The sequence below is a fragment of the uncultured Turicimonas sp. genome, assembly GCF_902477955.1.
In the GTDB taxonomy this organism is placed as follows: domain Bacteria; phylum Pseudomonadota; class Gammaproteobacteria; order Burkholderiales; family Burkholderiaceae_F; genus Turicimonas.
In genome coordinates, this window is the sequence record NZ_CABSJB010000001.1 from 41,976 (window position 1) to 65,199 (window position 23,224).

18 protein-coding genes and 1 tRNA gene are annotated in these 23,224 nt (G+C 45.1%); 8 read left to right on the forward strand and 11 right to left on the reverse strand.

Annotated elements, in window-relative coordinates:
- Positions 1 to 414: 414 nt before the first annotated feature.
- Both RDK53_RS00225 and RDK53_RS00230 read right to left on the reverse strand, forming a co-directional pair.
- Positions 415 to 1,182 (reverse strand): transposase, encoded by a 768-nt coding sequence (locus RDK53_RS00225; protein ID WP_308512738.1) that lies wholly within the window; start codon positions 1,180 to 1,182, stop codon positions 415 to 417.
- A gap of 411 nt (positions 1,183 to 1,593) precedes the next feature.
- A tRNA-Leu gene (locus tag RDK53_RS00230) sits at positions 1,594 to 1,680 on the reverse strand.
- Between the two features lie 247 nt (positions 1,681 to 1,927).
- On the opposite strand from RDK53_RS00230, the gene RDK53_RS00235 reads away from it, so the two are divergent.
- From RDK53_RS00235 to RDK53_RS00260, 6 genes are read left to right on the forward strand one after another with little or no spacing between them, the layout of a single operon-like run.
- Positions 1,928 to 3,244 (forward strand): circularly permuted type 2 ATP-grasp protein, encoded by a 1,317-nt coding sequence (locus RDK53_RS00235; RefSeq protein ID WP_308512739.1) that lies wholly within the window; start codon positions 1,928 to 1,930, stop codon positions 3,242 to 3,244.
- Positions 3,226 to 3,903, forward strand: a complete 678-nt coding sequence (locus tag RDK53_RS00240; protein WP_308512740.1) for an alpha-E domain-containing protein — start codon at positions 3,226 to 3,228, stop codon at positions 3,901 to 3,903. Before RDK53_RS00235 ends, RDK53_RS00240 begins: the two co-directional genes overlap by 19 nt.
- A 13-nt stretch (positions 3,904 to 3,916) precedes the next feature.
- Complete coding sequence (locus tag RDK53_RS00245) at positions 3,917 to 4,687, forward strand: transglutaminase family protein (protein WP_308512741.1); 771 nt, start codon at positions 3,917 to 3,919, stop codon at positions 4,685 to 4,687.
- Positions 4,688 to 4,691: 4 nt separating this feature from the next.
- Positions 4,692 to 5,639, forward strand: coding sequence for a M14 family metallopeptidase (locus RDK53_RS00250; protein WP_308512742.1), 948 nt, complete (start codon positions 4,692 to 4,694; stop codon positions 5,637 to 5,639).
- Between the two features lie 20 nt (positions 5,640 to 5,659).
- Positions 5,660 to 6,571, forward strand: coding sequence for a M14 family metallopeptidase (locus RDK53_RS00255; RefSeq protein ID WP_308512743.1), 912 nt, complete (start codon positions 5,660 to 5,662; stop codon positions 6,569 to 6,571).
- A 10-nt stretch (positions 6,572 to 6,581) separates the two neighbouring features.
- Positions 6,582 to 7,226 (forward strand): YigZ family protein, encoded by a 645-nt coding sequence (locus RDK53_RS00260; RefSeq protein WP_308512744.1) that lies wholly within the window; start codon positions 6,582 to 6,584, stop codon positions 7,224 to 7,226.
- On the opposite strand, the gene RDK53_RS00265 is transcribed toward RDK53_RS00260, so the two are convergent.
- The 9 genes from RDK53_RS00265 to RDK53_RS00305 all read right to left on the reverse strand — a co-directional run bounded on the left by RDK53_RS00265 (position 7,223) and on the right by RDK53_RS00305 (position 18,913).
- Positions 7,223 to 10,777, reverse strand: a complete 3,555-nt coding sequence (locus RDK53_RS00265) for an AAA family ATPase (protein WP_308512745.1) — start codon at positions 10,775 to 10,777, stop codon at positions 7,223 to 7,225. The two genes, RDK53_RS00260 and RDK53_RS00265, sit on opposite strands and share 4 nt — an antisense overlap.
- A gap of 180 nt (positions 10,778 to 10,957) precedes the next feature.
- Positions 10,958 to 11,245, reverse strand: coding sequence for a lysine transporter (locus RDK53_RS00270; RefSeq protein WP_308512746.1), 288 nt, complete (start codon positions 11,243 to 11,245; stop codon positions 10,958 to 10,960).
- Between the two features lie 53 nt (positions 11,246 to 11,298).
- Entirely contained in the window at positions 11,299 to 11,745 is a 447-nt protein-coding gene (locus RDK53_RS00275; protein WP_308512747.1) for a DUF3597 domain-containing protein, read from the reverse strand.
- Between the two features lie 274 nt (positions 11,746 to 12,019).
- The gene (locus RDK53_RS00280; RefSeq protein ID WP_308512748.1) at positions 12,020 to 12,622 is read right to left on the reverse strand and encodes a thioredoxin fold domain-containing protein; all 603 of its coding nucleotides are present in this window, start codon (positions 12,620 to 12,622) and stop codon (positions 12,020 to 12,022) included.
- A gap of 110 nt (positions 12,623 to 12,732) precedes the next feature.
- Positions 12,733 to 14,817 (reverse strand): glutamine--tRNA ligase, encoded by a 2,085-nt coding sequence (locus tag RDK53_RS00285; RefSeq protein WP_308512749.1) that lies wholly within the window; start codon positions 14,815 to 14,817, stop codon positions 12,733 to 12,735.
- A 148-nt stretch (positions 14,818 to 14,965) separates the two neighbouring features.
- Positions 14,966 to 16,474 carry a tripartite tricarboxylate transporter permease gene (locus tag RDK53_RS00290; protein ID WP_308512750.1) on the reverse strand — a complete coding sequence of 503 codons (1,509 nt, stop codon included), beginning with the start codon at positions 16,472 to 16,474 and terminating at the stop codon, positions 14,966 to 14,968.
- Positions 16,475 to 16,483: 9 nt separating this feature from the next.
- The gene (locus RDK53_RS00295; protein ID WP_308512751.1) at positions 16,484 to 16,948 is read right to left on the reverse strand and encodes a tripartite tricarboxylate transporter TctB family protein; all 465 of its coding nucleotides are present in this window, start codon (positions 16,946 to 16,948) and stop codon (positions 16,484 to 16,486) included.
- 48 nt (positions 16,949 to 16,996) lie between these two features.
- Positions 16,997 to 17,926, reverse strand: a complete 930-nt coding sequence (locus tag RDK53_RS00300; protein ID WP_374041546.1) for a Bug family tripartite tricarboxylate transporter substrate binding protein — start codon at positions 17,924 to 17,926, stop codon at positions 16,997 to 16,999.
- Positions 17,927 to 18,178: 252 nt separating this feature from the next.
- Positions 18,179 to 18,913 (reverse strand): helix-turn-helix domain-containing protein, encoded by a 735-nt coding sequence (locus RDK53_RS00305; protein ID WP_308512753.1) that lies wholly within the window; start codon positions 18,911 to 18,913, stop codon positions 18,179 to 18,181.
- A gap of 123 nt (positions 18,914 to 19,036) precedes the next feature.
- On the opposite strand from RDK53_RS00305, the gene hemN reads away from it, so the two are divergent.
- On the forward strand, positions 19,037 to 20,437 hold the full coding sequence (hemN, locus tag RDK53_RS00310) for an oxygen-independent coproporphyrinogen III oxidase (RefSeq protein WP_308512754.1): 1,401 nt from the start codon (positions 19,037 to 19,039) through the stop codon (positions 20,435 to 20,437).
- A 159-nt stretch (positions 20,438 to 20,596) separates the two neighbouring features.
- Positions 20,597 to 23,224, forward strand: coding sequence for an alanine--tRNA ligase (gene alaS / locus RDK53_RS00315; RefSeq protein ID WP_308512755.1), 2,628 nt, complete (start codon positions 20,597 to 20,599; stop codon positions 23,222 to 23,224).

Sequence of the window (23,224 nt, forward strand, 5' to 3'; positions counted from 1 at the left end):
TGATTATTTTTTCGTCAGGTTGCCTTCCAAGGCGGTGAAGAAGAGAAGTCAAATCCTTTGCGGAGCCCTTTAAAATCATAGCTCTTAATTTTCTTAGCTGGGTCCTTGCCATCTTTCAAGGCCTCAGTCCAAGCATTTTCTACCATGTAGAGGTACAAACTTCTGAAGTAGCGCCGGAGGAATTCCTGAGGATCTTCAACTTTGTTGAGCTGTAATGTTATATAGACCGACAAGATATCAAAGATGCTTTCTGCAGACCTAATTGTTTGAAGGCACTGTAGGTTCTTCCGAATGACAGCGGCCAGCCGTAAAAGAATTTTCAATCAGATTTGAGTCACAAGGCGTTGCAGGGTTTGCCAGGAATGTCGCAGTTCTTCTTTGTTGTTTAGGTGATAGCAGAAAGCCCAGGCTGTCCTATCTGAGTGCTTTATGTCTAGACCAGACAGATCGTTTCATTTCAACTCTTTTCTTTTTGATCTGATTCATTACTGTATTGACTTTATCCATCAGAAGCTTCTGGTTTTCTTCGTTTTGACGACGCTCACGACCGCTTAGTTCTTTCATTTTCTTGCGTAATCTGATGATTTTGCCGATTGCCTCCACTACCATCAAACAAGCAGTTTGCAAAGTGTCATTGGAGATAAGCATCTTTAGCATCTGCTCTTGTTCTTCAAGCTCCAACTTGCCTATCTCATCGAGTTGTCTGTCGGTAAGAACAGCTCTGAGGACTTCTCTGCGGAAGTGCACTAAACAGCTTCGGTGCTTGGCTTGCGGATGTTCAGATTTGATGATGCTGTTGTAGGCAGAATAAGCGTCCGAGACCAAGTACTCGAAGTTATAACCTTTGGTCAAGTGCTCTTTAATGGATTCAAGGTCGCGGCTTCTCATCGGATAGTAGAGAGCTAGGGGACTGTGGCTATCGCGGACCGATCCCAGAGCAAGTAAATAATTCGTTGATTTTGGCTCTGCAACTTTTCTAGTTCCGGTATTGCCTTTGCCTTGGCACTCGAGTACGGGAAATACCGTTTCATCAGCCAGCAGGATCTTCTCTTCTCTAGCTTGCTCTTCAATGGCTTCTAACAGAGGCTGCAGATAAATTTTGTCCAAGTCTTGAAGTTGGTAGTAAATGGTTGAGTTACCCAGGTTAAATACTTTCTTCATGGGCGAAGAGATTTTTTGCAAAGGTACTCCGTTTCTGAGCAAGTAGGCCGCGTCAATGATACTGTGTCTGCCGATGCTTCTTCCGAGAAGGAACGGTGGACGCAGCCCCCAGGCAATACAACATAAGACCGCCCGGATTCTATACAAATCAGAAGATCCGAGTGATTTTCAATAAAGCTGTAATGCTCTGTCAGCTTGGCATAAGGTCTGAATATTTGCCTTGTTCGGTTAATGCTTTAAGCGATTTCTGCGTATATTTCATTTAAATTTTCCGTACCCCCAAAAATGCCCCCGAATGAACTTTGTATTATTTGCCTAAATTTACGTTGATTTTAGTAACGGTTAAAATAATTGGACAACTTAAGCCCTTGTAAAGATGGGATTTTTTGCTGTGATTTTCGTTGACTTTCGGAAAGAAGGAATAGGGCTGATTGGTGGCCCGAGCCGGACTTGAACCGGCACAGCTAAATCGCCGAGGGATTTTAAGTCCCTTGTGTCTACCAATTTCACCATCGGGCCACTCAACAGAAGTCGAATTCTATCCTATTTTTGAATTCTTTGCCAAGTCTTTTTGCGTAAATTTCTTAAATCTGTAGTAATTATGCGGGTGGGGGAAAGTCCTAGCTTTGTAATTAGATTTTGTTGTTAAGATTAAAAGATTGGTTCTTAAATAGTCCTAATATAAAAGCTGAACCAAAATCTTTTCAGATCTAGGTTCACTTCCTTTACCGGTGCAAACCAATCATCAATCCTAGGAGGTCAAATAATGGAATCTTTAGTTGCCAATGCTCAGGCAATTAATCGTCTCCTGGCCCGTTACGGAGTGAAGTTCGGTATCTATAAAAATAATGAATTTATCGAACAGTTATTTCCCTTCGATCCGGTTCCAAGAGTAATTTCAGCGGAGGAATTTGAAATCCTCGAACAAGGCTTGAAGCAGCGTGTAAACGCTCTAAATGCTTTTTTAAAAGATATCTACACTGATAAAAAAATTATCAAAGACGGTGTAGTTCCGGACAATTTCGTTTTCTCTTCAAGCGGTTTTCTGCCTGAGTGCGATAATTTCGTCCCCCCGGCCGGCGTATTCTCTCATATTTCGGGTATCGACCTCGTGCAGGCTGACAGCGGAGAATGGTTCATTCTTGAAGACAATCTTCGCATCCCTTCCGGGGCTTCCTACCCTTTAATTGCGAGGAAGCTCTCACGCCGAGCTAGCCCGGAAACCTTTAAACATAATAAAGTGGACAACAACGCCGACTACGGCAGACTCTTGGCTCACAGCATGCAAAGCGTCAATCCCGGCGGTCTGAATGTCATTCTTACACCGGGCCGGTATAACTCAGCTTTCTTTGAACACAGCTACTTGGCCGAGGTGACAGGTTTTCCTCTGGTGATGCCGAATGATTTGTTCGTGGAGGAAAATAAGCTTTATATCCGTACCCAGCAGGGCGGAAGAGCATTAGTCGGTGCTATTTACCGCCGCATTTCCGATGAATACCTCGATCCACTGACATTCAATCCTGAATCTTTGATTGGTGTTCCGGGAATCATGAGCGCATATCTTGCAGGTAATCTTGCGATTGTCAACGCACCGGGCAACGGCGTGGCTGACGATAAGGGAACATATTACTTTGTTCCTAAAATGATTGAATACTATCTGAACGAAAAGCCGATCCTGCATAATGCGCCGACATATCTTCCAATGTATAAGGAAGACATGGAATACTGCTTGGATAACATTCATAAGCTGGTTATCAAAGATATTGCTGAAGCAGGCGGATATGGCGTTCTCTTCGGAAAAGATATGGATGAAGCGACGCTCGCAGAGTGGCGTCAAAAAATCCAAGACGAACCGAGAAGGTTCATCCTCCAGGAAGTGATTTACTTTATTGATCTTCCTGTTCTTGACGGTGAAACAACCGTTCCAAGAAAAGCTGACTTAAGAGCCTACGTGGTTTCTTCAGCAGATAAAACAGATGTTTGGCACTGCGGTCTGACAAGATTCTCTCGAGTGCCGGATTCTTTCGTAGTTAACTCTTCTCAAGGCGGAGGCTTTAAAGACACATGGGTTATGTCTCGGTAGAACAAGGTGATCATTTATTCTGGCTCGGACGTTATGTCGAAAGAGTCTGCTTGACCTTACATTATCTCGAAGAGCTCTATGACGTCTTATTAGATTCAGACAGCTCTGCTTATAAGCAATTTTGCGATAGGCTAAATATTCCGAACGTGTACGCGGATGATATGGATTTTATTACTCACTATCAGTGGGATAAAAATAATCCGGATTCTTTGTATAGTAATCTCTCCAGAGCGTACGACAACGGTTTAGTGCTGAGAAACATCATCTCAACGCCTGCTCTTTCCTACATCCAGATGTCCTTGGACTTAATGGAAGAAGGTGCAAAAACGGGCGCCTACGCTTTATTAAACCAGCAGGTAGTTGATTATTTGCTGGCCTTTTGGGGTATCCTCGACGAAAAAGTCGGAACCAAGCACAAACGCAGCTTAATTAAAGCCGGAAGATATTTAGAAAGGCTTGATATGCAGCTGCGTCTCGGAGCCGATTGGGAAGAGTTGGAAATAACTCTAGGTAAACTGATCCGTCGTTTGGAGGGATCGGGAATTAATATTAATAAAAACAAGCTTGAGGCCTTAACCTATCTGATTGAATCCCAGAAAGGTGATGACATTTCTCGTCTTCAAGCACTGAGTTTAATTGGAGAACTTGTAGAACCTTAAAAGAGGCTTTTTAATGAAGAAATTTCTTTATTCTTTAAAAACAGACTTGAGGTTTGAAGAGCCCGTCAATAACCATACGTTTTTGCTGCGGGCTTCTCCTTTGGTAGTACCTTCACAAGAGCCGATGCGAGTCAGTCTCTCTTGCTCGCCTGCTTGCGGACTGGGAGTCTATAAAGACGCTTTCGGTAATTTAGTCCATCAAGGTTACCTAGAACACGGACATGACTCCTTCACTTTTTGTTCGACGGGTGAGGTCCTGATTGATGTTTCAAAGAAAGACTATTCAGAGCCTGCCCCCTACTATTTATCTCATACTCCGCTCACTCGGTTAGAGGGAGCGCTGGCCGAGTACTTCTTGGAATTTAAGACAACAGGTTCGGCTGATCAGGTGACGGATTATTGGGTTTCAAGAATTTCCTGCGACTTCAGGTATCAAAAAGGAGTTACCACAACTTCCACGACGGCATCAGAGGCCTGGGAAATCGGTGAGGGAGTCTGTCAAGACTATTCTCATATTTTGCTTAGCGTTTTGCGTGCTCAGGGTGTCCCATGCCGGTATATCGCAGGTCTGCTGCAAGGAGAGGGTGCAACTCACGCTTGGGTAGAATACTTTAATGGTGAGTACTGGGTGGGCGTTGATCCTACACACAATACAATTTGCAACGATCGTTATATGAAGATTTCTCAGGGAATTGATTTTTCTTCCTGTTCTCTGGAGAAAGGAGTGTTCCTTGGCGGGGGAGCACAAGTCATGCTTACTAAGTCAGGATTGATCGAGCTTTAATAAGATGATAGAAGAAGTTTTGTCATTGAGTCTTCCGGTCGGAGAAAGACTGGTTATCAAGAAGAACAGACATCTTCCGAAAGGACTTAAGCCCCACAACCTTGAAGGGTTGAAAAGGCTCTGCGTTGTTTCCGGAATTCATGGAGATGAGCTGGAAGGTCAATACATTTGCTACGAATTAAATCGCCGTTTGCAAGAGCATCCGGAATGCCTCAATGGTATTGTGGACGTATACCCGGCTTTAAATCCAATGGGTGTCGATACTTTGCAGCGCGGAGTTCCCTTCTTTGATTTGGATATGAACCGTATCTTTCCGGGCAATGCTAACGGAGCTGTCGAAGAATGGATCGCTAGTGAACTTATTAAGGAGTTCAGCACCTCCGATTTTGCAATTGATATTCACGCGAGCAATCTTTTCCTACGCGAAATTCCGCAGGTTCGGGTCAATATTAATTCTGCCGAAGATTTGGTTGAATACGCCGAAATGCTTGATGTGGATTTTGTTTGGATTCATCAAGCTTCCACGGTTCTTGAGTCGACCTTGGCATACAGCTTAAATTCAATCGGAGTCAAAACCCTTGTCGTTGAAGCAGGCGTAGGAATGAGGATTACCGTCGATTACTGCGAAAGATTAGTCAACGGAATTTTGAATCTTCTCAAAAATGAAGGAATGTGGACCGGTCCTGTGGATCCGGTCCGTAAGCCGATCGTTTCTGCTGACCGCTCCGTATCGTTTATTAATGCAGAAACTTCCGGCGTTTTTGTTCCTACTACACGCCATAGTTCTCAGGTGGTTCCGGGCGAAATAATCGGCCGTATTCTTGACCCGTTTGAAGGGAAGGTTAAAGAAGAATGCGTCTCTGATGTAAAAGGGCTTTTATTTACCCTAAGAGAATATCCGATTGTTAACGAAGGCTCGCTTATCGCCAGAATTCTGGAGGAACAAAAATGAGAGAAGAAATTCTGTTTCGAATGAATTCTACTTACCGGGAGCCTTTTGAAATTAAGGCCTATCATTTCGGCGGAACCGGGAAAACCGTTTGTGTGATCGGAAATTTGCGCGGTAATGAAATTCAGCAGATGTATACCGCTGCAGCATTGGTTAAAAGGCTGAAAAGAATTGAAGAGCAGGGACTTTTCAGAAGAAATTACGGTGTGACCGTCGTTCCGACAGCAAATACTTATTCCGTCAACATCGGGAAGAGATTCTGGGCGATGGATAATTCCGACATTAACCGCATGTTTCCCGGATACAACCGAGGCGAGACAACTCAACGAATCGCTGCGGGTTTATTCGAAAAAATTCAAGGCTATAAATACGGCATTCATTTGTCTTCCTGCTATATATCAGGCGATTACGTCACTCATCTGCGCATTGTCAAGACACCATACCAAGAGGCCGGAGAAGCGCAGCTCTTCGGACTGCCGTTTATCGTCTTTAGAAAACCGATTCCTTTCGATACAACGACTCTTAACTTTAACTGGCAGGTTTGGGATACCAAAACTTTTTCTTTGATTTCCCGTTACACGGATAAAGTCAATGTCAAAGACTCTGAGCTTGAAGTCGCATCCATTTTGCGCTTTTTATCAAGAATGGGCATCATTGACTACAGTATCTACGGCGGTTTTGAATCCACGATTTTCTACGAAGAAGAATTAAAGACCGTGCGCGCCGAAGCACCCGGAATCTTCTTGCCGAAAGTAGATGTGTTTGATGAGGTCTTAGCCGGGCAGGAGCTTGCACAAATCACAGATGCTCAGACCGGGGAGGTTTTGAGTTCAGTTAGAGCCGAGGAGGACGGCATTCTCTTCTACCGCAAATCTGAACCGCTCGTGATGGAACATGAAGAAATCTTTATGATTGTGCCTAAACTTCATCGTTGAGATTTTTTGAATGACGGCAGATACCTATCAAGTCCCGGATTTGGCTCCGGGAACCTTTCATAGAACAGAACAAATCATAAAGAAAAGCAGGTTCATCACCTCGGTCGCTCATACGAAGACGCCGGAAGAAGCCAAGCGGTTTATTGAGAAAATCAGACAAGAGTTCGCGGATGCCACTCATAACTGCTGGGCCTTTAATGCAAGTGCAGCAGGGTCTACCGCACAAATCGGCGCCAGCGATGACGGAGAGCCTCACGGGACGGCCGGCAAGCCTATGCTTACGGTGTTAATACACTGCGAAATCGGCGAACTAACCGCGGTGGTGACACGTTACTTCGGAGGAACGCTGTTAGGCACAGGAGGTCTTGTTAAAGCCTATCAATCGAGCGTTCGGCAAGCGTTGGAGACGCTTCCTACTTGCGAAAAAGTGATCGTCCGCTCTCTCAAGGTCACGGTGGAGCACAAGTTCCTCACTTTAATTCTCCGGACGCTTCCGGAATTCAGAGGGACCATTAGGTGCCAAGAGTTCGGAATGGACGTCATGCTCGAGATAGAAATGCCCGAACAGGAGATAGAAAAATTTTCCTCCAAGCTCACTAACATGACTTCCGGGGCCGTGTTAATAGAGTTGGAGGAAGAGCCAACAGCTGACTAGGTCAAATTCGTGCGGATTCCGGCCCCTTTAATTTGATGTATGGAATTTAGGTCAAATTCAATAGATAGAGGCTCGGCGGTTTTGAGGGCAAAATCCTCAGAGAACATTCCTACCATCTTTCCTTGCTGATTCAGTTTAGAAACCGCAGCTAAAAGATACTGTTGGTTTCTAACATCGCTGGAAACAGCTGATTTCCCGATAAAAACAAGGTCAGCGTTTCTTAATTGTCCGATCATTTGAGTAAAGCCCAAAGATAAAGACAAAGACACCAAATAAGTTTCTTCCGATGTCATTTTCTCAAAGGAGACCGGCTGTTCTCTCTTGTATTCATCGACAAGCAGAAGTTTTAAAGGATCCGAACGATCGATGGATAAGCTGTATCTCGGATTCAAGAAAGCAAGCTGCTTGTTCGAGAAGTCGAGCAGAATGTCAAAAGCAATCGGGTAAAGGAAAGAGTGATTTCGATTATTAGCAGGAGAGGCTAACAGAAGGGAAAAGTCCTCCCAGCGCAAGCTCTCGTTTTCTCTCTTTCTTTGTTCTTGGCTTTCTCTTTCGTATCTTTGCTTTGTGTAGAGGTTGTGTTCAATTTCCTCGGAAATTTCGCTTTCTCTGAGTAGGGAAACCTGGAGTTCAGCTTCATTCTTCTCTAAGCTTTCACGAAGTTTAGACAAAGACTGAGAGGTCAAATTCTGTGCTGAGAGGCTATCGATTTCCTGCGTTAAAGCTTCTTTTCTGCCGTAAAGATCTTGAGAACGGACAGTAAGATCATCGCTCTGCTTCTGAAGTTCTTCTTTTTGCTGTGCCGTAATCTTTGAAGCAGTAAATTGAGCTTCCGAAACAAATCCTGCTTCCTTGAGTTTGGTTTCAAATTCGGCTTGCTTTTTCTCGATTGTCTCAACGAGGTCTTGATAAACCTTTTCTGTTGTCAAGCCGTTGCTTTCTTCAGATTGAAATTCATCTTCTCTTTGATTAAACAATTCCTCCGCTTCTCGATAGGCGAGCTGAACTTGTTCAAGTTCTTCTCTGGCAGACACTTCGAACTCTTCGGAACTAGAACTTCCGAGTAGATCTTGTTTTTCTTTGAGCAGTTTCTTTTCTTCGCTGTCGTGGCGTGCAATTTCAGTTTCAATAGCGGAAATTTTGTTTTTAAGCGTATTGATTTCGTTTTGGCATTCTTGTTGGCTCAAAGAAATTTCTTCAATTTTAGCTTCAACGATTTGCAGGTCATTTGTTGAATCTACATAGGTTTCTCTGCGTTTAACCAAGATCACGAATTGCTGTTTGATTGAAGCAATGGAAGAAACCTTAATGCCGAAGCGTAAATAGAACCTTTCCAGTTCTTTAAAGAGCTCTTCTTGCTTAGAAGTAAGCAGAGATTCCCGAACATTTGTTTGCTGAAGCAAATTAGAAATGTCGATGATGTCCATCTTTCTTTTTTCAGTTCGTTCAGTCAGCTCTTTGATGCTTGCTTGGACCTTTCCGAGTTTAATTAAAAGTTCGGAACCTGCCTGTTTGAAAGTCTGAATCTGTTCGATCTTGCTGCTGAGATCTTCTCTTTTGTTCGCAATGAAAGTCTTTTTCTGTTTAATGATTTGCGTCCAAGTAATCGGCTTCTTTTCCTTCAAACCGTTTAATTCCAGTTGGGAGGACAGGCCGAGTATGCGGCTTTTAAGATCTTCAACAGAAGAGTTGAGCTGTTGAATCAAAAGTCCGGAGTTCTCGATAGCCTTAGACAAAGTATCGTATTTGTTTTGAGCTTCAGCCAGGGACAATGCTGCCTTTCTGGCCTCTTCTTTTGCCTCTTTGAGCTTTTCTTCAGCATTGAAAGAAAAGGGGATGGAAGAGGCATAGGGATGATGAATCGCTCCGCAAAGCGGGCACGGTTTCCCGTTTTCCAGTTCTTTTCTTTGAGGCTCTAAAATCTTAACTTTCTGCTGAAAAAGTAAAATGGTCTCCGAATCAGCAACGATGGCCTGCTTATCCTTATAAGTTTGTATAGAACCGTTCAAAATCACAGAAGCAACTTTGCTTTCGTAAGTATTTTTGTTAAGTGTCTCTTTTTCAGCGTTAAGTCTTTCGAAATGGTCGATGAGTTCTTCATTGAGTACCTCGAGAGAACTGAGTCCTTCTAATTTTTTGTCGTAGACCTGCAGATCCTGAATCAGCGTATCTTCCGTAAGATTACCGAGCCCTTTGCTGATATGGCGGTTTTTAGCCGCAATATCGCCTTGAAGGACAAGTTCTTCTTTTTTCAATGCAGCAAGGAGAGACTCATTCTCCTGCGTATCCAAACGGGCTTTTTCCAGCTCGCGCTGATAGGATTTCTGGGCTTTGGCGACCTCTTCTTTTTCAAAAGAATAGGAATCAAAGGCTTCGATTTTATTCTGGTAATCAAAAAGTTCGTTCTTTAGCTTCTCATCTCCGCCGCAGTCCGAAATTTTCTTTACCAACTGCTGTTGTTTGTTTTTTTCCAGAGCCAAGCTTTCTTTGAAAGAGGTCAATGCAGATGATGCATTTTTGAGCTTCTCCGACTCGTCGGTCAGAAGGTTACGGCCTTTTTCTGCCAGAGATTTGTAATGAGCAGCCTGCTGGCCTAGCTCCGATGCCTTTTGAGCTATGGCATGTTTAGAGTTATAGATTCCTTCGGCATTCCTAAGCAGTTTTTCTTTTTCCTGAAGGTTCTGCCGTGCGTTCTTAACACGTTCGCTGCAATGAGAAACCTTTGTTTTGACTTCGTCGAAAGCTTTCTTTTGTTTACTGACAAGCTCCCGCAAATTTTTAACGGCAATAAATTCCGAAGTTAAATTTTCAGCACGGACAGCTTTTTCAAGAACCGGTTTTTTTATATCAAAGCGAGCAACATCTGCTTTAAGAAGACTTTCTTCCTTGAGAAGTCTTTGGAGCTCTTCTTTCAGGGAGTCTAATTTCTGCAGCCAAGAAATGGCTTGAGCATTGTCGTTAATGGAGCTCTTTAAGGCCATTATCGACTGTTTCAGATTTGCCAGTTGAGATGTCAGCTGATTCTCTTTTTCCGGCGGAAGGATTTCAAAAGCATTGAGCATTCTGCGGGAAACGTCCGCTGCAATTCTTTTTTGTTTTGCAACTTCTTTAGTCAAGACCGGCAGGTTGTCCAAGCCGAACTGTCCGAATACTTTGGATAAAGCACTTTCTCTTGCTGCATGATCTCCTCCAAGGAGGGGAGAGAAATTTCTCAGATCCAGGAATACGAGTTTGTTAAAAGCCTCCGGTGTAAGTTCTAGGAGAGAAGATACGGAATTAGAGACTGTTTGAAGATTGTCATCTACGAGCTCGTTGTTTTCGTTTCGAAGTTCTCGGTAAATTGAATGACCGGCGGCAGTGGGCACAGCCTTCCAAGAGGCGTTGTACTTTACGCCGCTGCATGTAAAGGTAACTTCAGCGGCGGCAGGACCGGTTTTGTCAGAGGAGAGCGAAATTTCCGAAGTCTTTCCTTCCTCAAAAAAAGTTTTTCCGAAGAGGCTTAGAGAAATGGCGTCTAAAATAATTTTCCCTGACCCGCCTTGTTTTTCCAAAATAGAGAATGTTTTAGATTGCGAAAAGTCTGCCGAATCAAAATTTATTGAATACGATCCGGAGAAAGGGGAGAGGTTTTCAAATCTTAAAGATAAAATTTTCATTTCTTTGAGGCCAAAAAGCCTGACTTCTAAAACGAAAATTAATTATAGCTAGATTGAAATTCTTCTTTGCCGAGGTCAGAGGGAAGGCTCTAAAAAATAGATAAAGGAGTAACCCATTGCAACAAAGATAATGGAAAGAAACGTCCACATGATGGTGAGGACACGTGTTGTTTCCAAAAGCTTTTCTCGTTGTGTCGGAGTGGTCTGAGGATTGAGCAGCAGCTTGGCGAATCGGCTGTTGAAACTCCCCCAGAAACCGCCTATTAGGGTAGGAATGATTCCCCATAGCCAAGAAGAATCGGAGTATCCGATAAGGAAACCCGATCCGATGAGAAAAATAAGCAGACAGACGTAAGACAACATAGGCTGAGAGCTAAAGGCTGTTTCCGGGAAAACAGCCTTAGGTTACTTATTGATTAGTTCTTAAGATCGTCAGGAACTTTTCCGCCGTTTTCGGCAAGCTGTTTCATAACTTCTTTATGAAGCCAAACGTTCATCTGAGAATAGTCACCGCCGATTAAGTCTTTCGGGCAGTTGAGTTCTTCCGCAAGAGCTTTACGGTGGGCTAAAGAAGAGTCAAGGCCTAACAATTTGAGCAAATCGACAATGGAGCTCTTCCAGTTTAATTTTTCCGGATTCTTGGCGGCTAATGCTTCGCAGACTGCAACAACATCAACTTCTTGATTCGGGGTTTCTGTAACAGCTGCGGCTTCTACAACTGCCGGTTCTTGTGCCGGTGCTGGGGCAGCATCAGAAGTAGGAGCGGGAGCTTCTGCCGCCTGGGCTTCTGATCCAAGAACAGCATCTGCAGCTTTCTTCTTCATGAAACCAAGTTTTTCCATGATTGTGCCAAAGATACTCATAACTACTCCTCAAAAATGAATAAATATTATGAAACATAATAAGTTAAAAGGTCCTGCGGGAAGGGAAGCAGTGCCCGTTTCAAGATACTTGAAGAACAGTTTGAATAATAAGGAAAATATTCTTCTGAGAAGCAAGCAGTCTCTGTTTTGCTTAAGGAAACAGCCGGTAAGTATCGGCATAATAAGGGAAGGAACAAATGAAAAACGGCCGAAAAGCAAAAGCTTTTCCAGCCGTTTTTCGACCTCAGACATGGGGCGCCCGAGGAATGGATTCTTATTCTTCTTTGTAGTCTTTGATGCCGAACAGTTTAGCTAATTCAGCTGTGGTCAGGTTTTCATCAAAAGGCAGATACTTGCCGTCAGTTGTTTTGAACACGCCGTAAGGAACGGCTCTGCAACCCACTCTTCTATGAATCTTGGTATTTGTCCAAACTTTATTTCTTACGTTTTCCGGTAGCTTGGAAATGTCGTAACGGATGCCGCGGAAGTCAGGATCTTTGAAGTACTCATGCTGCTGCTCGAAAACTTTGTAAGGATCCGGGCTAGTCAAGATAGTTGTTGCCTGCGGCTCAGAGTGGATGTTTAGATAAGAGATTGGATAGTAAATAACGTGAATGTATTTCTCAAGCGGTTTAATTCTCTTTTGCAGCGTCATGCAATCCGGGCATTGAGTATCAAAAGCGACTAATGCCAGAGGTTTTCCTTCACCGTTCGGAGAAGAAAAGCCCGTGCCGTCTTTAAGGAAAGAATCCCACATTTTTTGACCATCCCAAATGACGGGAACTTTGGCCGGGGAGGCGAAAGAAGCTACAGGAAGGGCGGCAGCTGCAACGGCTGCTGATGCGGCAAGGAATGAGCGCCGAGAGAAGTTTTTCATAAAGCACCGTAGAAAATAGAAATATTCAATTTGGAATATAGAGCTTAAATCTTTCCCAAAGCTTAATAAAAAGGCCGCTCGAAAGCGGCCAAAAGTGCATCTAAGAAGATTTATTTTTTGTTGAAACTATCTTTAAGAGGTACTGATAAATTAAACACTAAATTGTCAGGTGTAAAGTCTTTTTGATCTGCAACATAGTATCCATTTCTTTCAAACTGGAATTTGTCTTCCGGTTTGGCGTTCTTCAAAGAAGTTTCTACGTAAGACTTCAGAACGGTCTTGCTGTCCGGTGTAAGGAGTTCGCGGAAATCTTTGCCGCCTTCGTCCGGGTGTTCCAAGGAGAAGAGCCTGTCGTAGAGACGGATCTCTGCAGGCAAAGAGTCTTTCTGAGAAAGCCAGTGAATAGCAGCTTTGGTTTTGATGTTATTTGCACCTTCGGAACCGCTCTTGGTTTCCGGATAGTATTTAGCGTGAACAGCAATAATCTTGCCGTTTTCGTCACGGTCAACGTGGGTGGCTTCAATCACGTAAGCGTGGCGGAGTCTGACAGGAGCTGCCGGCTTTTCTTCAGTAGCCAAAGTCAGTCTGCGGTAACCCTTCGGCGGATTTTCAGAGAAGTCGTCCTCCTCAATCCATAATTCCTTGGAGAAGCCTAATGTTCTGGAACCGCGTTCAGGATACTGCGGATGGTTGGGTGTTTCGATTTGCTCGATCTGTTCTTCCGGATAATTGTCAATGATGAGCTTCAGAGGTTTCTGAACAGCGATTCTTCTATCTGCGGAAGAATCAAGAACTTCCCTGAGGCAGCCCTCGAGAACGGAATAATCAATCCAGCCGCCGGTCTGTTTGGATACGCCGATACGGTCACAGAAAAGCTGCATGGCTTCTGCGGTGTATCCGCGTCTTCTCAATCCAACTAAAGTCGGCATTCTTGGGTCGTCCCAACCGTCAACTAATCCTTCTTTTACCAAGGCAATGAGTTTTCTCTTACTCATTACCACGTAAGTCAGATTCAGACGATTGAATTCATACTGATGCGGCAGGAGGAAATAGTTAGGTTTAACAACCGCGCTTAAGACATCTGAAAGCAGCGGCGTGAAGTGTTCCGGAGCCTTAGCAATTTTATCGATCACTTCGTTGCCGAGTACCGCGTCATATTCGGCAGGTTCTGCTGCTAATTTTTCTTTAATCTGATTAAGAAGGGCAAGGACTTCCTGCTCTTCTTTGTTCTGACCTAGCTTCCATTTGAATTTGACGGCAGCTTTGACGAATTTTTCTTTCTTTTCTTCCGGAGCATTAATAAGGTCGCTTAAAAACTCAACGGCCAGTGCAAATAAGGGAGCACGGGTAACCGGAATTGAACGCTCAGTTGCCCAGTTATAGAAGGCTCGCTGATCTTCGAACTCCAGCGTGCAGATAGAGTGAGTAATATTTTCGAGCACGTCTTCCAGAGGATGAGCAAAGGTGTACATCGGATAGATGCACCATTTGTCACCGGTTCTGTGATGGTCTGCAAAGCGGATTCTATATATAGCCGGATCTCGCAAATTTACGTTTCGGGAGGCCATATCAACTTTGCTGCGAAGAACCATGCTTCCTTCGGGATGTTTGCCCTCTCTCATTTCCCGGAATAAACGCAAGTTTTCTTCGACAGGGCGGTCACGGTAGGGAGAGTTTTTGCCGGGGGCATGAAGAGAACCGCGGTTTTCTTTCATTTCCTCTGCGGACTGCTCATCAACGTAGGCATCACCGGTCTTAATAAGATGTTCGGCAATCTCGTACATGTAGTCGAAGTAGTCGGAAGCAAAGTAGAAATTGCATTCTTTATCATCTTTCCAGTTGAACCCGAGCCAATTGACGGAACCAAGAATGGAATCAACGTATTCCTGATCTTCTTTTACAGGGTTCGTATCGTCAAAACGCATATGGCAGCGGCCTTTGAACTCTTTTGCAAGTCCGAAGTTCAAGCAAATGCTTTTGGCATGTCCGATATGCAGATAACCGTTTGGTTCCGGAGGAAAACGGAGTCTGACCTTGGCTTCGTCGACGGGACCTTCCATTTGCTCTGTATAGGTTCCCGGCTTACCGCTCCAGTGTCTAGGATCGTTGGTGCCTTTCTCTAAGTCATCAATGATTATATTTTTAAGAAAGTTGGTAATGTGACTGCTACCAGCCGCAGGTTTCTTATCGGACATATTCTTTTTGTAAAAATAAAGGAACTTAGTCTTTCTATTCTACTTTCTTTTATATGGCCTTAATCGCCGTGGGATGGGAAATAGTAAAGATTCGTCGTTTCAATGCAGAAAAAGGCGTAAAAAAGCCGCCCGGAGGCGGCATTGATGATTAATCTTCTTGGAAAGCGACTTCCCGGGTCTTGTTAATGGCAGGCAGTAGTACCAGCAGGAGCAAAAATAACGCCATCATTAACAGAGCCAATGAAATTGGACGCGTCAGGAAAGTTGTGGGATCTCCGCGGGATAACAGCAGAGCTCTTCTGAGGTTTTCTTCCATCATCGGGCCCAGAATAAATCCTAGAATCAGTGGAGCAGGTTCACAGCGAAGTTTGTAGAAGAGATAGCCTAAAGCGCCGCAAATGATGGTGATATACACATCGAAGGGATTGTTGTTGATGGAATAAACGCCGATGCAGCAGAAAGTCAGAATCGCAGGGTAAAGCCAAGAGTAAGGAACTCTCAGAAGCTGAACCCAGATGCCGATCAAAGGAAGATTTAATATGACAAGCATCAGGTTGCCAATCCACATGGAGGCTACAAGTCCCCAGAAGAGAGTGGGGTTCGTCGACATAACCTGGGGTCCCGGCGTGATGTTGTGAATCATCAAAGCGCCGATCATCAATGCCATAGTGGCATTGCTTGGAATACCCAGGGTAAGCATCGGAATAAAGCTGGTTTGGGCCCCTGCATTATTGGCGGATTCGGGTCCGGCTACACCGTTAATGTTGCCTTCTCCGAAAGGAGGTTCAGCATTTTTACCGCCGAGTTTCTTTTCCAACGAGTAAGATGCAAAAGAGGCCAACAACGCTCCTCCTCCCGGCAGAATGCCGAGGAAAGAACCCAGCAAAGTTCCGCGAGAGATAGAGGGCATGGCTTTTAAAAGTTCTTTTTTAGAAGGCCAGATAGAGCCGACTTTTTCCGTCAAAGATTCTCTGGCTTCGCCTTTCTGCAGGTTCACCATGATTTCAGTAAAGCCGAATAAGCCCATGGAAATCGCCACAAAGTCGATGCCGTCCTGCAACTCAGAGATTCCGAAGTCAAAGCGGAAGGCCCCGGAGTTGACGTCAGCACCGATGATGCCGAGGAGTAAACCGAGAATGATCATGGCAAAGGCTTTTAATATGGAACCGTTAGCCAAAACTACAGCGCCTACAAGGCCTAAAACCATCAAACTGAAATATTCTGCCGGCCCGAACTTAAAAGCCAGTTCTATCAGCGGAGGAGCGAAAGCGGCGACCAAGACGGTAGCAAAACAGCCGGCAATGAAAGAGCCGATAGCGGCAAGACCTAAGGCTGTGCCTGCTTTGCCTTTTCTGGCCATTTGATAGCCGTCTAAGCAAGTGACGACTGAGGCAGACTCGCCGGGAAGGTTAACAAGGATGGCCGTCGTGGAACCGCCGTACTGTGAGCCGTAATAGATACCGGCGAGCATAATGAGAGCTGCCGTCGGATCGAGAGAATAGGTGATTGGCAAAAGCATGGCCAAGGTGGCCACCGGACCGAGCCCCGGAAGTACGCCAATGAGCGTGCCGAGAGTGACGCCGATAAAGCAGTACAGCAGGTTGGTGAGAGAAAAGGCCGTACTGAAGCCAAGTGCCAAATTATTTAATAAATCCATTTGTGCCTCCTACTTACTCAAAAAGGAAGGCCAAATAGGCACGGTTAAATCTAAACCGAGGACGAAAATAAGCCAGACTGCGATGCTCAGAATGATAGAAAGTACGATGCCTTGAACAATTTTGTAGCTTCGGTTGGCAAAAGTAGAAATAAATACCATCACAGCCGTGGCCGGAATTAAACCGGCAGGGCGCAGAAGCAAAGCAAAAATTAATACGGAACCAAGGATGACGAAAACCACACGCCAGTCGAAAGGCCCGATGCCGGTGCCGTCATGAGGAGGAAAGAAAAAAGATTTGAGACTGATGAGCACGCCGAGAAACAGCAAAAAGCCGCCGAGTAGCATGGGAAAGTAACCCGGACCCATGCGTGAGGCGGTTCCGAGCGGGTAATTAGCTACCGCATAAAAACAAAAAAAGGCACCAAAGGCTGAAAATAAAACGCCTGCCCAAAAATCTCTTTGATCTTTAATCATATTTTAAAAATACGGGAGCTAAGCTCCCGTATGTACAGCTAAAAACAACTAGTCAACTTTTGCACCGCTTGCTTCGACGATTTTCTTATATTTTGCCAATTCAGCTTTTACAAAAGCGTCTAGCTCAGCGGGGGTGCCTGGTTTAGCAACCGCACCCATTTTTTCGAATCTCACAGCCATGGCTTGAGACTTGATAGCCTTCACTAAAGCTTGGTTTAGTCTATCTTGGATGGCCTTATCCATATTGGCAGGACCGAAGAAAGCATACCAAGTGGAAATATCGAATCCCGGGACACCGGCTTCTGCCATTGTCGGAACGTTAGGAAGTTCCGGAGCGCGGAACTGGGTAGTTACGGCTAACGGGATAAGTTTTCCTGCTTTAATGTTGGCGGCGGAAGACGCAAGATTATCAAAAATTAAGTCGCATTGTCCGGAGAGCACGCTCATTTGTGCAGCGGCGGCGCCCTTAAACGGGATGTGCATGATCTTCAATCCGGAAGAGCTCTTTAAGAGTTCTCCGGACATATGACCGGCAGATCCGTTGCCGCCGGAAGCGTAGTTGAGAGCATCGGGATTTTTCTTGGCGTAATCAATCAAGCCCTTGAGGTCTTTGATGCCTGTCTTCTGAGAGAATTCCGGAGTAATAACCAATACGTTAGGTGTCTGAGCAACTAATGTAAGCGGTGTGAAGTCTTTGATCGGGTCGTAAGGAATCTTGCTGAAGAGGTTGGGGTTGACGGCATGTGTTGCCAATGCGCCCATTACAAAAATCTTTCCGTCCGGTTTTTGTTTAGAGACGTATTCCACGCCGATATTGCCGCCTGCACCCGGTTTGTTTTCAACAATAATGTTTCCCAGATCAGCGCGGGCTTCTTCAGCAATAGCACGAGCCGTTACGTCAAGAGGACCTCCGGGAGGGTAAGGAACAACAATGCGGATTGGATCATCGGCCCAGGACACTGAGGGAAGGGCTACCATGGCAGCAGCACTGACGGCTGCCGCACAAAGGCTTCGTCTGGTGAAAGATAATTTTGTCAAAGTCTTCTCGTTAGAATAATTGTCATGAAGTTGTCCGAGGACAATTCCCAATAACAATTCTAGCTTCAAAGAATCAAATGCTTACAAAACAGGGCGGAAAAATGCAATATACGGGAAATTCTGTAATCCCGGCCGGCTTTGTGTTTCAGTATGTCTTAAGAGACATTTTCTAGGATGAGAGCTAAGGGAAAGTCATTCTGACCGGCATTCTTCAGTGAGAATGGCCTTTAGACCCGCGAGGTTGAGAATATGGACTCTCTTCTGATGAATTTCGATGAGATTTGAGTCGGCGAACTTGGATAAAACGCGGCTGACTGTTTCGAGTTTAAGGCCCAAGAAACTGCCGATTTCTCCTCTTGTCATTCTTAGAACGAATTCGGTTCTCGAGTACCCTCTGGCTTCATAACGCTGCGATAAGTCAAGTAAGAAAGACGCGAGTTTTTCGTCAGCGCGAAGAGAACCGAGGGAGAGCAGATTTTTATGCCCGCGGACGACTTCAGCACTTAGAACGCGCAGGAAGTTTTTGTTTAATTGGCTGTTTTTATTGCAGAATTCTTCGAATTTCTGATAAGGAATTACGCAGACCTCAGCATCCTCGATTGCCGTCACATCGCAATAGTGGCTGTTGGAGGAGACGCCGCACAGACCCAGAACTTCCCCGGGCATATAAAACCCCGTGACCTGCTCGGTTCCTTCCGGCGAAGTTACACTGGTTTTAAAAGACCCAATCCTGATGCAGTAAAGGTTTTTAAATGAGTCGGCTTTTCTGAAAAGCTTATCGCCTTTGAAGACTTTTTTTGAATGAGGGATAATGAATTCAAATGCTTTCAGCTCTTCCGAAGCTAGTTTTTTGGGAAGACAAATGTTTCTCAACCCGCAGGTGCCGCAGGAGGGGGAGGAGCATTGTTTAAAATTTTTAAGTCCCATATTTGCAAGCTTGGAATTGAGTTTTGCCGGGGTAAGACGGCTTAAAGAAAGACGACTCGATCGAGTATAAAAGATTTACAGACTATAAGAAACAAGTAATTCTCATTACAAAGGACAGTTGATATGTCAGAAACAAAACAGAACAGCGTTGAGTTGCCGGAGCTCGATATTCTTCAGCGATTTGACGTTCCCGGCCCGCGATACACTTCTTATCCGACAGCCGACAGATTCAAAAAAGAGTTCGGACCGGAAGATTACAAAGAAGTGCTGAAAAACCGCGGAACGGTTTCACCTGATGCGGCTTTGTCTTTGTATGTACATATTCCGTTCTGCTCCAATATTTGCTATTACTGCGGCTGCAACAAAGAGATTACTAAAGATCACTCCCGCTCTGCCCAGTACATCGAAACTTTAGGTAAAGAATGTGATCTTATTAAAGATTCTCTAACAGGTATCGGTACGGTTGAACAACTCCACTTCGGTGGGGGCTCTCCGACCTTCCTGAATAATGAAGAAATCGTTCAAGTGATGGAAACTCTTACCAGCCGTTTCCCGCTTGAAAAGGACGCTGAAATTTCCATTGAAGTTGATCCTCGCTGCTGTGCCCCTGAAAAAGTTGAGGTTTTGGCAAAAGCCGGCTTTAACAGAATGAGTGTCGGTCAACAAGATTTCGATGACCGAGTGCAGATTGCCGTTAACCGCGTCCAGCCTTTTGAAATGACCAAGGCTACGATGGATGCCGCCAGAGCAAACGGCTTTGAATCCATCAATATGGATCTGATTTACGGTCTTCCGTTCCAAAGCGAAAAATCTTTTGCTAAGACGTTAGATAAGGTTCTCGAGCTCTCTCCGGATCGCATTGCACTTTATCACTATGCCCATTTGCCTGAGCACTTCAAGGCTCAAAGACGAATCAACGCTGAAGATTTGCCGAGCACTCCGGAAAAGGTTGCGATTATGCTTGATGCCATCCGCCGCCTGACTTCTAACGGTTATCACTATATCGGCATGGATCACTTTGCTAAAGTCTCCGATCCTTTAGCGCAGGCGCAGGAAAATGGCACTTTGCAGAGAAATTTCCAGGGCTATTCCACTAAGCCGGAGTGCGATATGGTCGCCCTCGGTGTCTCTTCTATCAGCAAGGTCTCCGGCTGCTATGCCGCTAACGCCAGAGATCTCCCGACTTATTACGAAAGAATCAATAACGGCCAGCTTGCTACTATCCGCGGCTATATGCTTGATGCTGACGACAGACTCAGAGCACAGGTCATCATGAACTTGATGTGCCAATTCATGGTCCAAAAAGAAGAGATTGAACAAAAATTCAAAGTTAAGTTTGACGAGTACTTCGCTTTCGAATTGAAGAACCTTCAGCATTTCGCCAATGAAGGTTTGGTTGAACTTTATCCGGATCGCATCGTCGTGACACCGAAAGGAAAACTGTTAGTCAGAGCAGTAGCCATGAACTTCGACAGATATCTCAGAGAAGACGAAAGAGTAAGAAGATACTCTAAGATCGTTTAGAGGATTTTTCAGGATTTCTGACAAAAAGGCGGACTAGAAAGCTAGATCCGCTTTTTTCTCGTATTTTCCTAATCCAATTGAAAGTTAACTCAATAACCGGTCTGTTAAAATTTGCCTATTGTGCTGGGAAAACCGGCTTTTTATTTTTGAGATTAATAAATGTTTACAGCTTCAGAGATTCGTTCAACTTTTTTGAAGTTCATGGAATCTAAAGGCCACACCATTGTTGCTTCAAGCCCAGTGGTTCCTGGCGATGATCCGACATTGCTCTTTACCAATGCCGGCATGAATCAATTCAAGGATGTTTTCTTAGGTTTTGATAAGCGTCCCTATAAACGTGCGACTACTTCTCAGAAGTGTGTGCGTGCCGGCGGCAAGCACAACGACTTGGAGAACGTAGGCTACACAGCCCGTCACCACACATTCTTCGAAATGTTGGGTAACTTCAGCTTCGGCGATTACTTCAAGCGCGACGCCATCAAAAACGCTTGGGAGCTTTTGACCAAGCATTTCATGCTTCCGGAAGAAAAGCTTTGGGTCACGGTATATGCCGAGGATGATGAAGCCTATGACATTTGGAATAAAGAGGTCGGTGTTCCGGCAGAAAGAATCGTAAGAATCGGCGACAACAAAGGCGCAAGATATGCTTCCGACAATTTCTGGATGATGGGCGACACAGGTCCGTGCGGTCCATGCTCTGAAATTTTCTATGACCACGGCGAAGAAGTTGCCGGAGGTCCTCCGGGAAGTCCTGATGAAGACGGCGACAGATACATCGAAATCTGGAACTTGGTTTTCATGCAGTACAACCGTGATGATAAAGGCGAAATGCATCTTCTTCCGAAACCCAGCGTCGATACCGGTATGGGCTTGGAAAGAATTTCCGCCGTTTTGCAGCACGTTCATTCCAACTACGAAATTGATCTGTTCCAGAACTTGATGAAGGCCGTTAAGGAAGCTGTTGAAGCTGCCGGAGCAGAAAACGTTGATCCGAACTCTCCTTCCTTGAAAGTTATTGCCGATCATATCCGTGCATGTTCTTTCATTATTGCCGACGGAATTCTTCCGGGCAATGAAGGCAGAAGCTATGTTTTGCGCCGTATTGCCCGTCGCGGTATGCGTCACGGCTTTAAGCTCGGTGCCCGCACCCTTTTCTTCAATACGCTGGTAAAGGCTGTTGCTAAGGAAATGGGACAGCAGTATCCGGAACTGAACAATCCGCGTATTCAAGAAGTTCTCCGTCAGGAAGAGGTTAGATTTTCCCAGACACTTGCCAAAGGTCTTGAAATTCTTAATGAAGCTTTGGCACACGGAGAAAAAGTTCTCGGCGGCGACATTGCATTTAAACTGCATGACACATACGGTTTCCCGGTTGATTTAACAGCCGACGTCTGCCGTGAAAGAGGCGTTGCAGTTGATATCGAAGGCTTTGAAGCTGCAATGGCCAAACAAAGAGAACTTGCCCGCTCACAAGGCAAGTTTAAGATGGCTCAAGGTCTTGATTACGCCGGAGCTCCGACTAACTTCTTAGGCTACGAAACTTTGACAGCTCACGGCTGCAAGGTTGAGGCTATTTACAAGGACGGTGAAATCGTTGATGAAGCAGAATCCGGCGATGAAGTCGTTGTCGTATTCGACAAGACTCCGTTCTACGCAGAAAGCGGCGGCCAAGTCGGCGATCAAGGCCAGTTCAAGAACAAGACCACAATCCTGAAAGTTGACGATACATTCAAGATTAAGGCAGACGTCTTCGGACATATGTGTTACGTTGCAGAAGGCAGCGTTAAGCTCGGCGATTTGTTTACAGGTACAGTAAACGAAGATATCCGAGCTGCTACCGCAAGAAATCACTCCGTTACTCACTTGATGCATAAAGCACTGAGAGAAGTGCTTGGCTCTCATGTCCAGCAGCGCGGTTCTATGGTCAACGGCGAAAGAACGAGATTTGACTTCGTTCACAACGGTCCGATGACTGAAGAACAGATTTTCCAAGTTGAAGATATCGTCAACAAAGAAATTCTGAGAAACACTCAGACAATGACTCGCGTCATGCCGATCGATGAAGCTAAGAAGACCGAAGCCGTTATGCTCTTCGGTGAAAAATACGGCGAAGTCGTTCGTGTTCTCAACATCGGTTCAAGCTGCGAATTCTGCGGCGGTACTCACGTTCAGAGAACAGGCGATATCGGCATGTTCAAGATCGTCAGCGAGTCCGCTGTGGCTGCAGGTATCCGCAGAATAGAAGCTGTTACCGGCATGAACGCCCTAAGATTTACCCAGGCCCAAGAGAAGTCTTTAGAAGAAGTTGCTGCCGAATTTAAGGCTCCGGTCGGAGAGGTTTTAGGCAAAGTTCACGATACCTTGGCTGATGTTAAGGCTCTTGAAAAAGAACTTGCTGCACTCAAGACCAAGCTAGCACAGAGTGCTTCTGCCAACGTCGCTTCCCAGGCCGAAGAGATGAACGGAACCAAGGTCTTGGTGGTTGAAATGAAGGGCGTTGAAACCAAGGCTCTTCGTGATTCCATCGACAAACTCAAAGACACATTGAAGTCCGGCGTTATCGTTCTTCTCAAGTCTGACGAGGGTAAAGCGAGCGTAGCAGTCGGTGTTACTAAAGATCTCGTCGGCAAGATCAAAGCCGGTGAAGTTGTTGCTTTCACTGCTGCAGAACTCGGCGGTAAAGGCGGCGGACGTCCTGACTTTGCTCAAGGCGGCGGAAACGCACCGGAAAGCATGGGCAAAGTAATTGCAGATGTGAAGAAATTCATCTCTGAAAAATTAGCCTAG

Excerpts from the sequence above, each read along its gene's own strand:
- RDK53_RS00305 (WP_308512753.1), bottom strand. The coding sequence starts at position 18,913 with ATGGGACTTAAAAATTTTAAACAATGCTCCTCCCCCTCCTGCGGCACC.
- hemN (WP_308512754.1), top strand. The coding sequence starts at position 19,037 with ATGTCAGAAACAAAACAGAACAGCGTTGAGTTGCCGGAGCTCGATATT.
- RDK53_RS00295 (WP_308512751.1), bottom strand. The coding sequence starts at position 16,948 with ATGATTAAAGATCAAAGAGATTTTTGGGCAGGCGTTTTATTTTCAGCC.
- RDK53_RS00300 (WP_374041546.1), bottom strand. The coding sequence starts at position 17,926 with ATGGTAGCCCTTCCCTCAGTGTCCTGGGCCGATGATCCAATCCGCATT.
- RDK53_RS00255 (WP_308512743.1), top strand. The coding sequence starts at position 5,660 with ATGAATTCTACTTACCGGGAGCCTTTTGAAATTAAGGCCTATCATTTC.
- RDK53_RS00235 (WP_308512739.1), top strand. The coding sequence starts at position 1,928 with ATGGAATCTTTAGTTGCCAATGCTCAGGCAATTAATCGTCTCCTGGCC.
- RDK53_RS00260 (WP_308512744.1), top strand. The coding sequence starts at position 6,582 with ATGACGGCAGATACCTATCAAGTCCCGGATTTGGCTCCGGGAACCTTT.
- RDK53_RS00280 (WP_308512748.1), bottom strand. The coding sequence starts at position 12,622 with ATGAAAAACTTCTCTCGGCGCTCATTCCTTGCCGCATCAGCAGCCGTT.
- RDK53_RS00275 (WP_308512747.1), bottom strand. The coding sequence starts at position 11,745 with ATGAGTATCTTTGGCACAATCATGGAAAAACTTGGTTTCATGAAGAAG.
- RDK53_RS00285 (WP_308512749.1), bottom strand. The coding sequence starts at position 14,817 with ATGTCCGATAAGAAACCTGCGGCTGGTAGCAGTCACATTACCAACTTT.
- RDK53_RS00240 (WP_308512740.1), top strand. The coding sequence starts at position 3,226 with ATGGGTTATGTCTCGGTAGAACAAGGTGATCATTTATTCTGGCTCGGA.
- RDK53_RS00245 (WP_308512741.1), top strand. The coding sequence starts at position 3,917 with ATGAAGAAATTTCTTTATTCTTTAAAAACAGACTTGAGGTTTGAAGAG.
- alaS (WP_308512755.1), top strand. The coding sequence starts at position 20,597 with ATGTTTACAGCTTCAGAGATTCGTTCAACTTTTTTGAAGTTCATGGAA.
- RDK53_RS00250 (WP_308512742.1), top strand. The coding sequence starts at position 4,692 with ATGATAGAAGAAGTTTTGTCATTGAGTCTTCCGGTCGGAGAAAGACTG.
- RDK53_RS00270 (WP_308512746.1), bottom strand. The coding sequence starts at position 11,245 with ATGTTGTCTTACGTCTGTCTGCTTATTTTTCTCATCGGATCGGGTTTC.
- RDK53_RS00290 (WP_308512750.1), bottom strand. The coding sequence starts at position 16,474 with ATGGATTTATTAAATAATTTGGCACTTGGCTTCAGTACGGCCTTTTCT.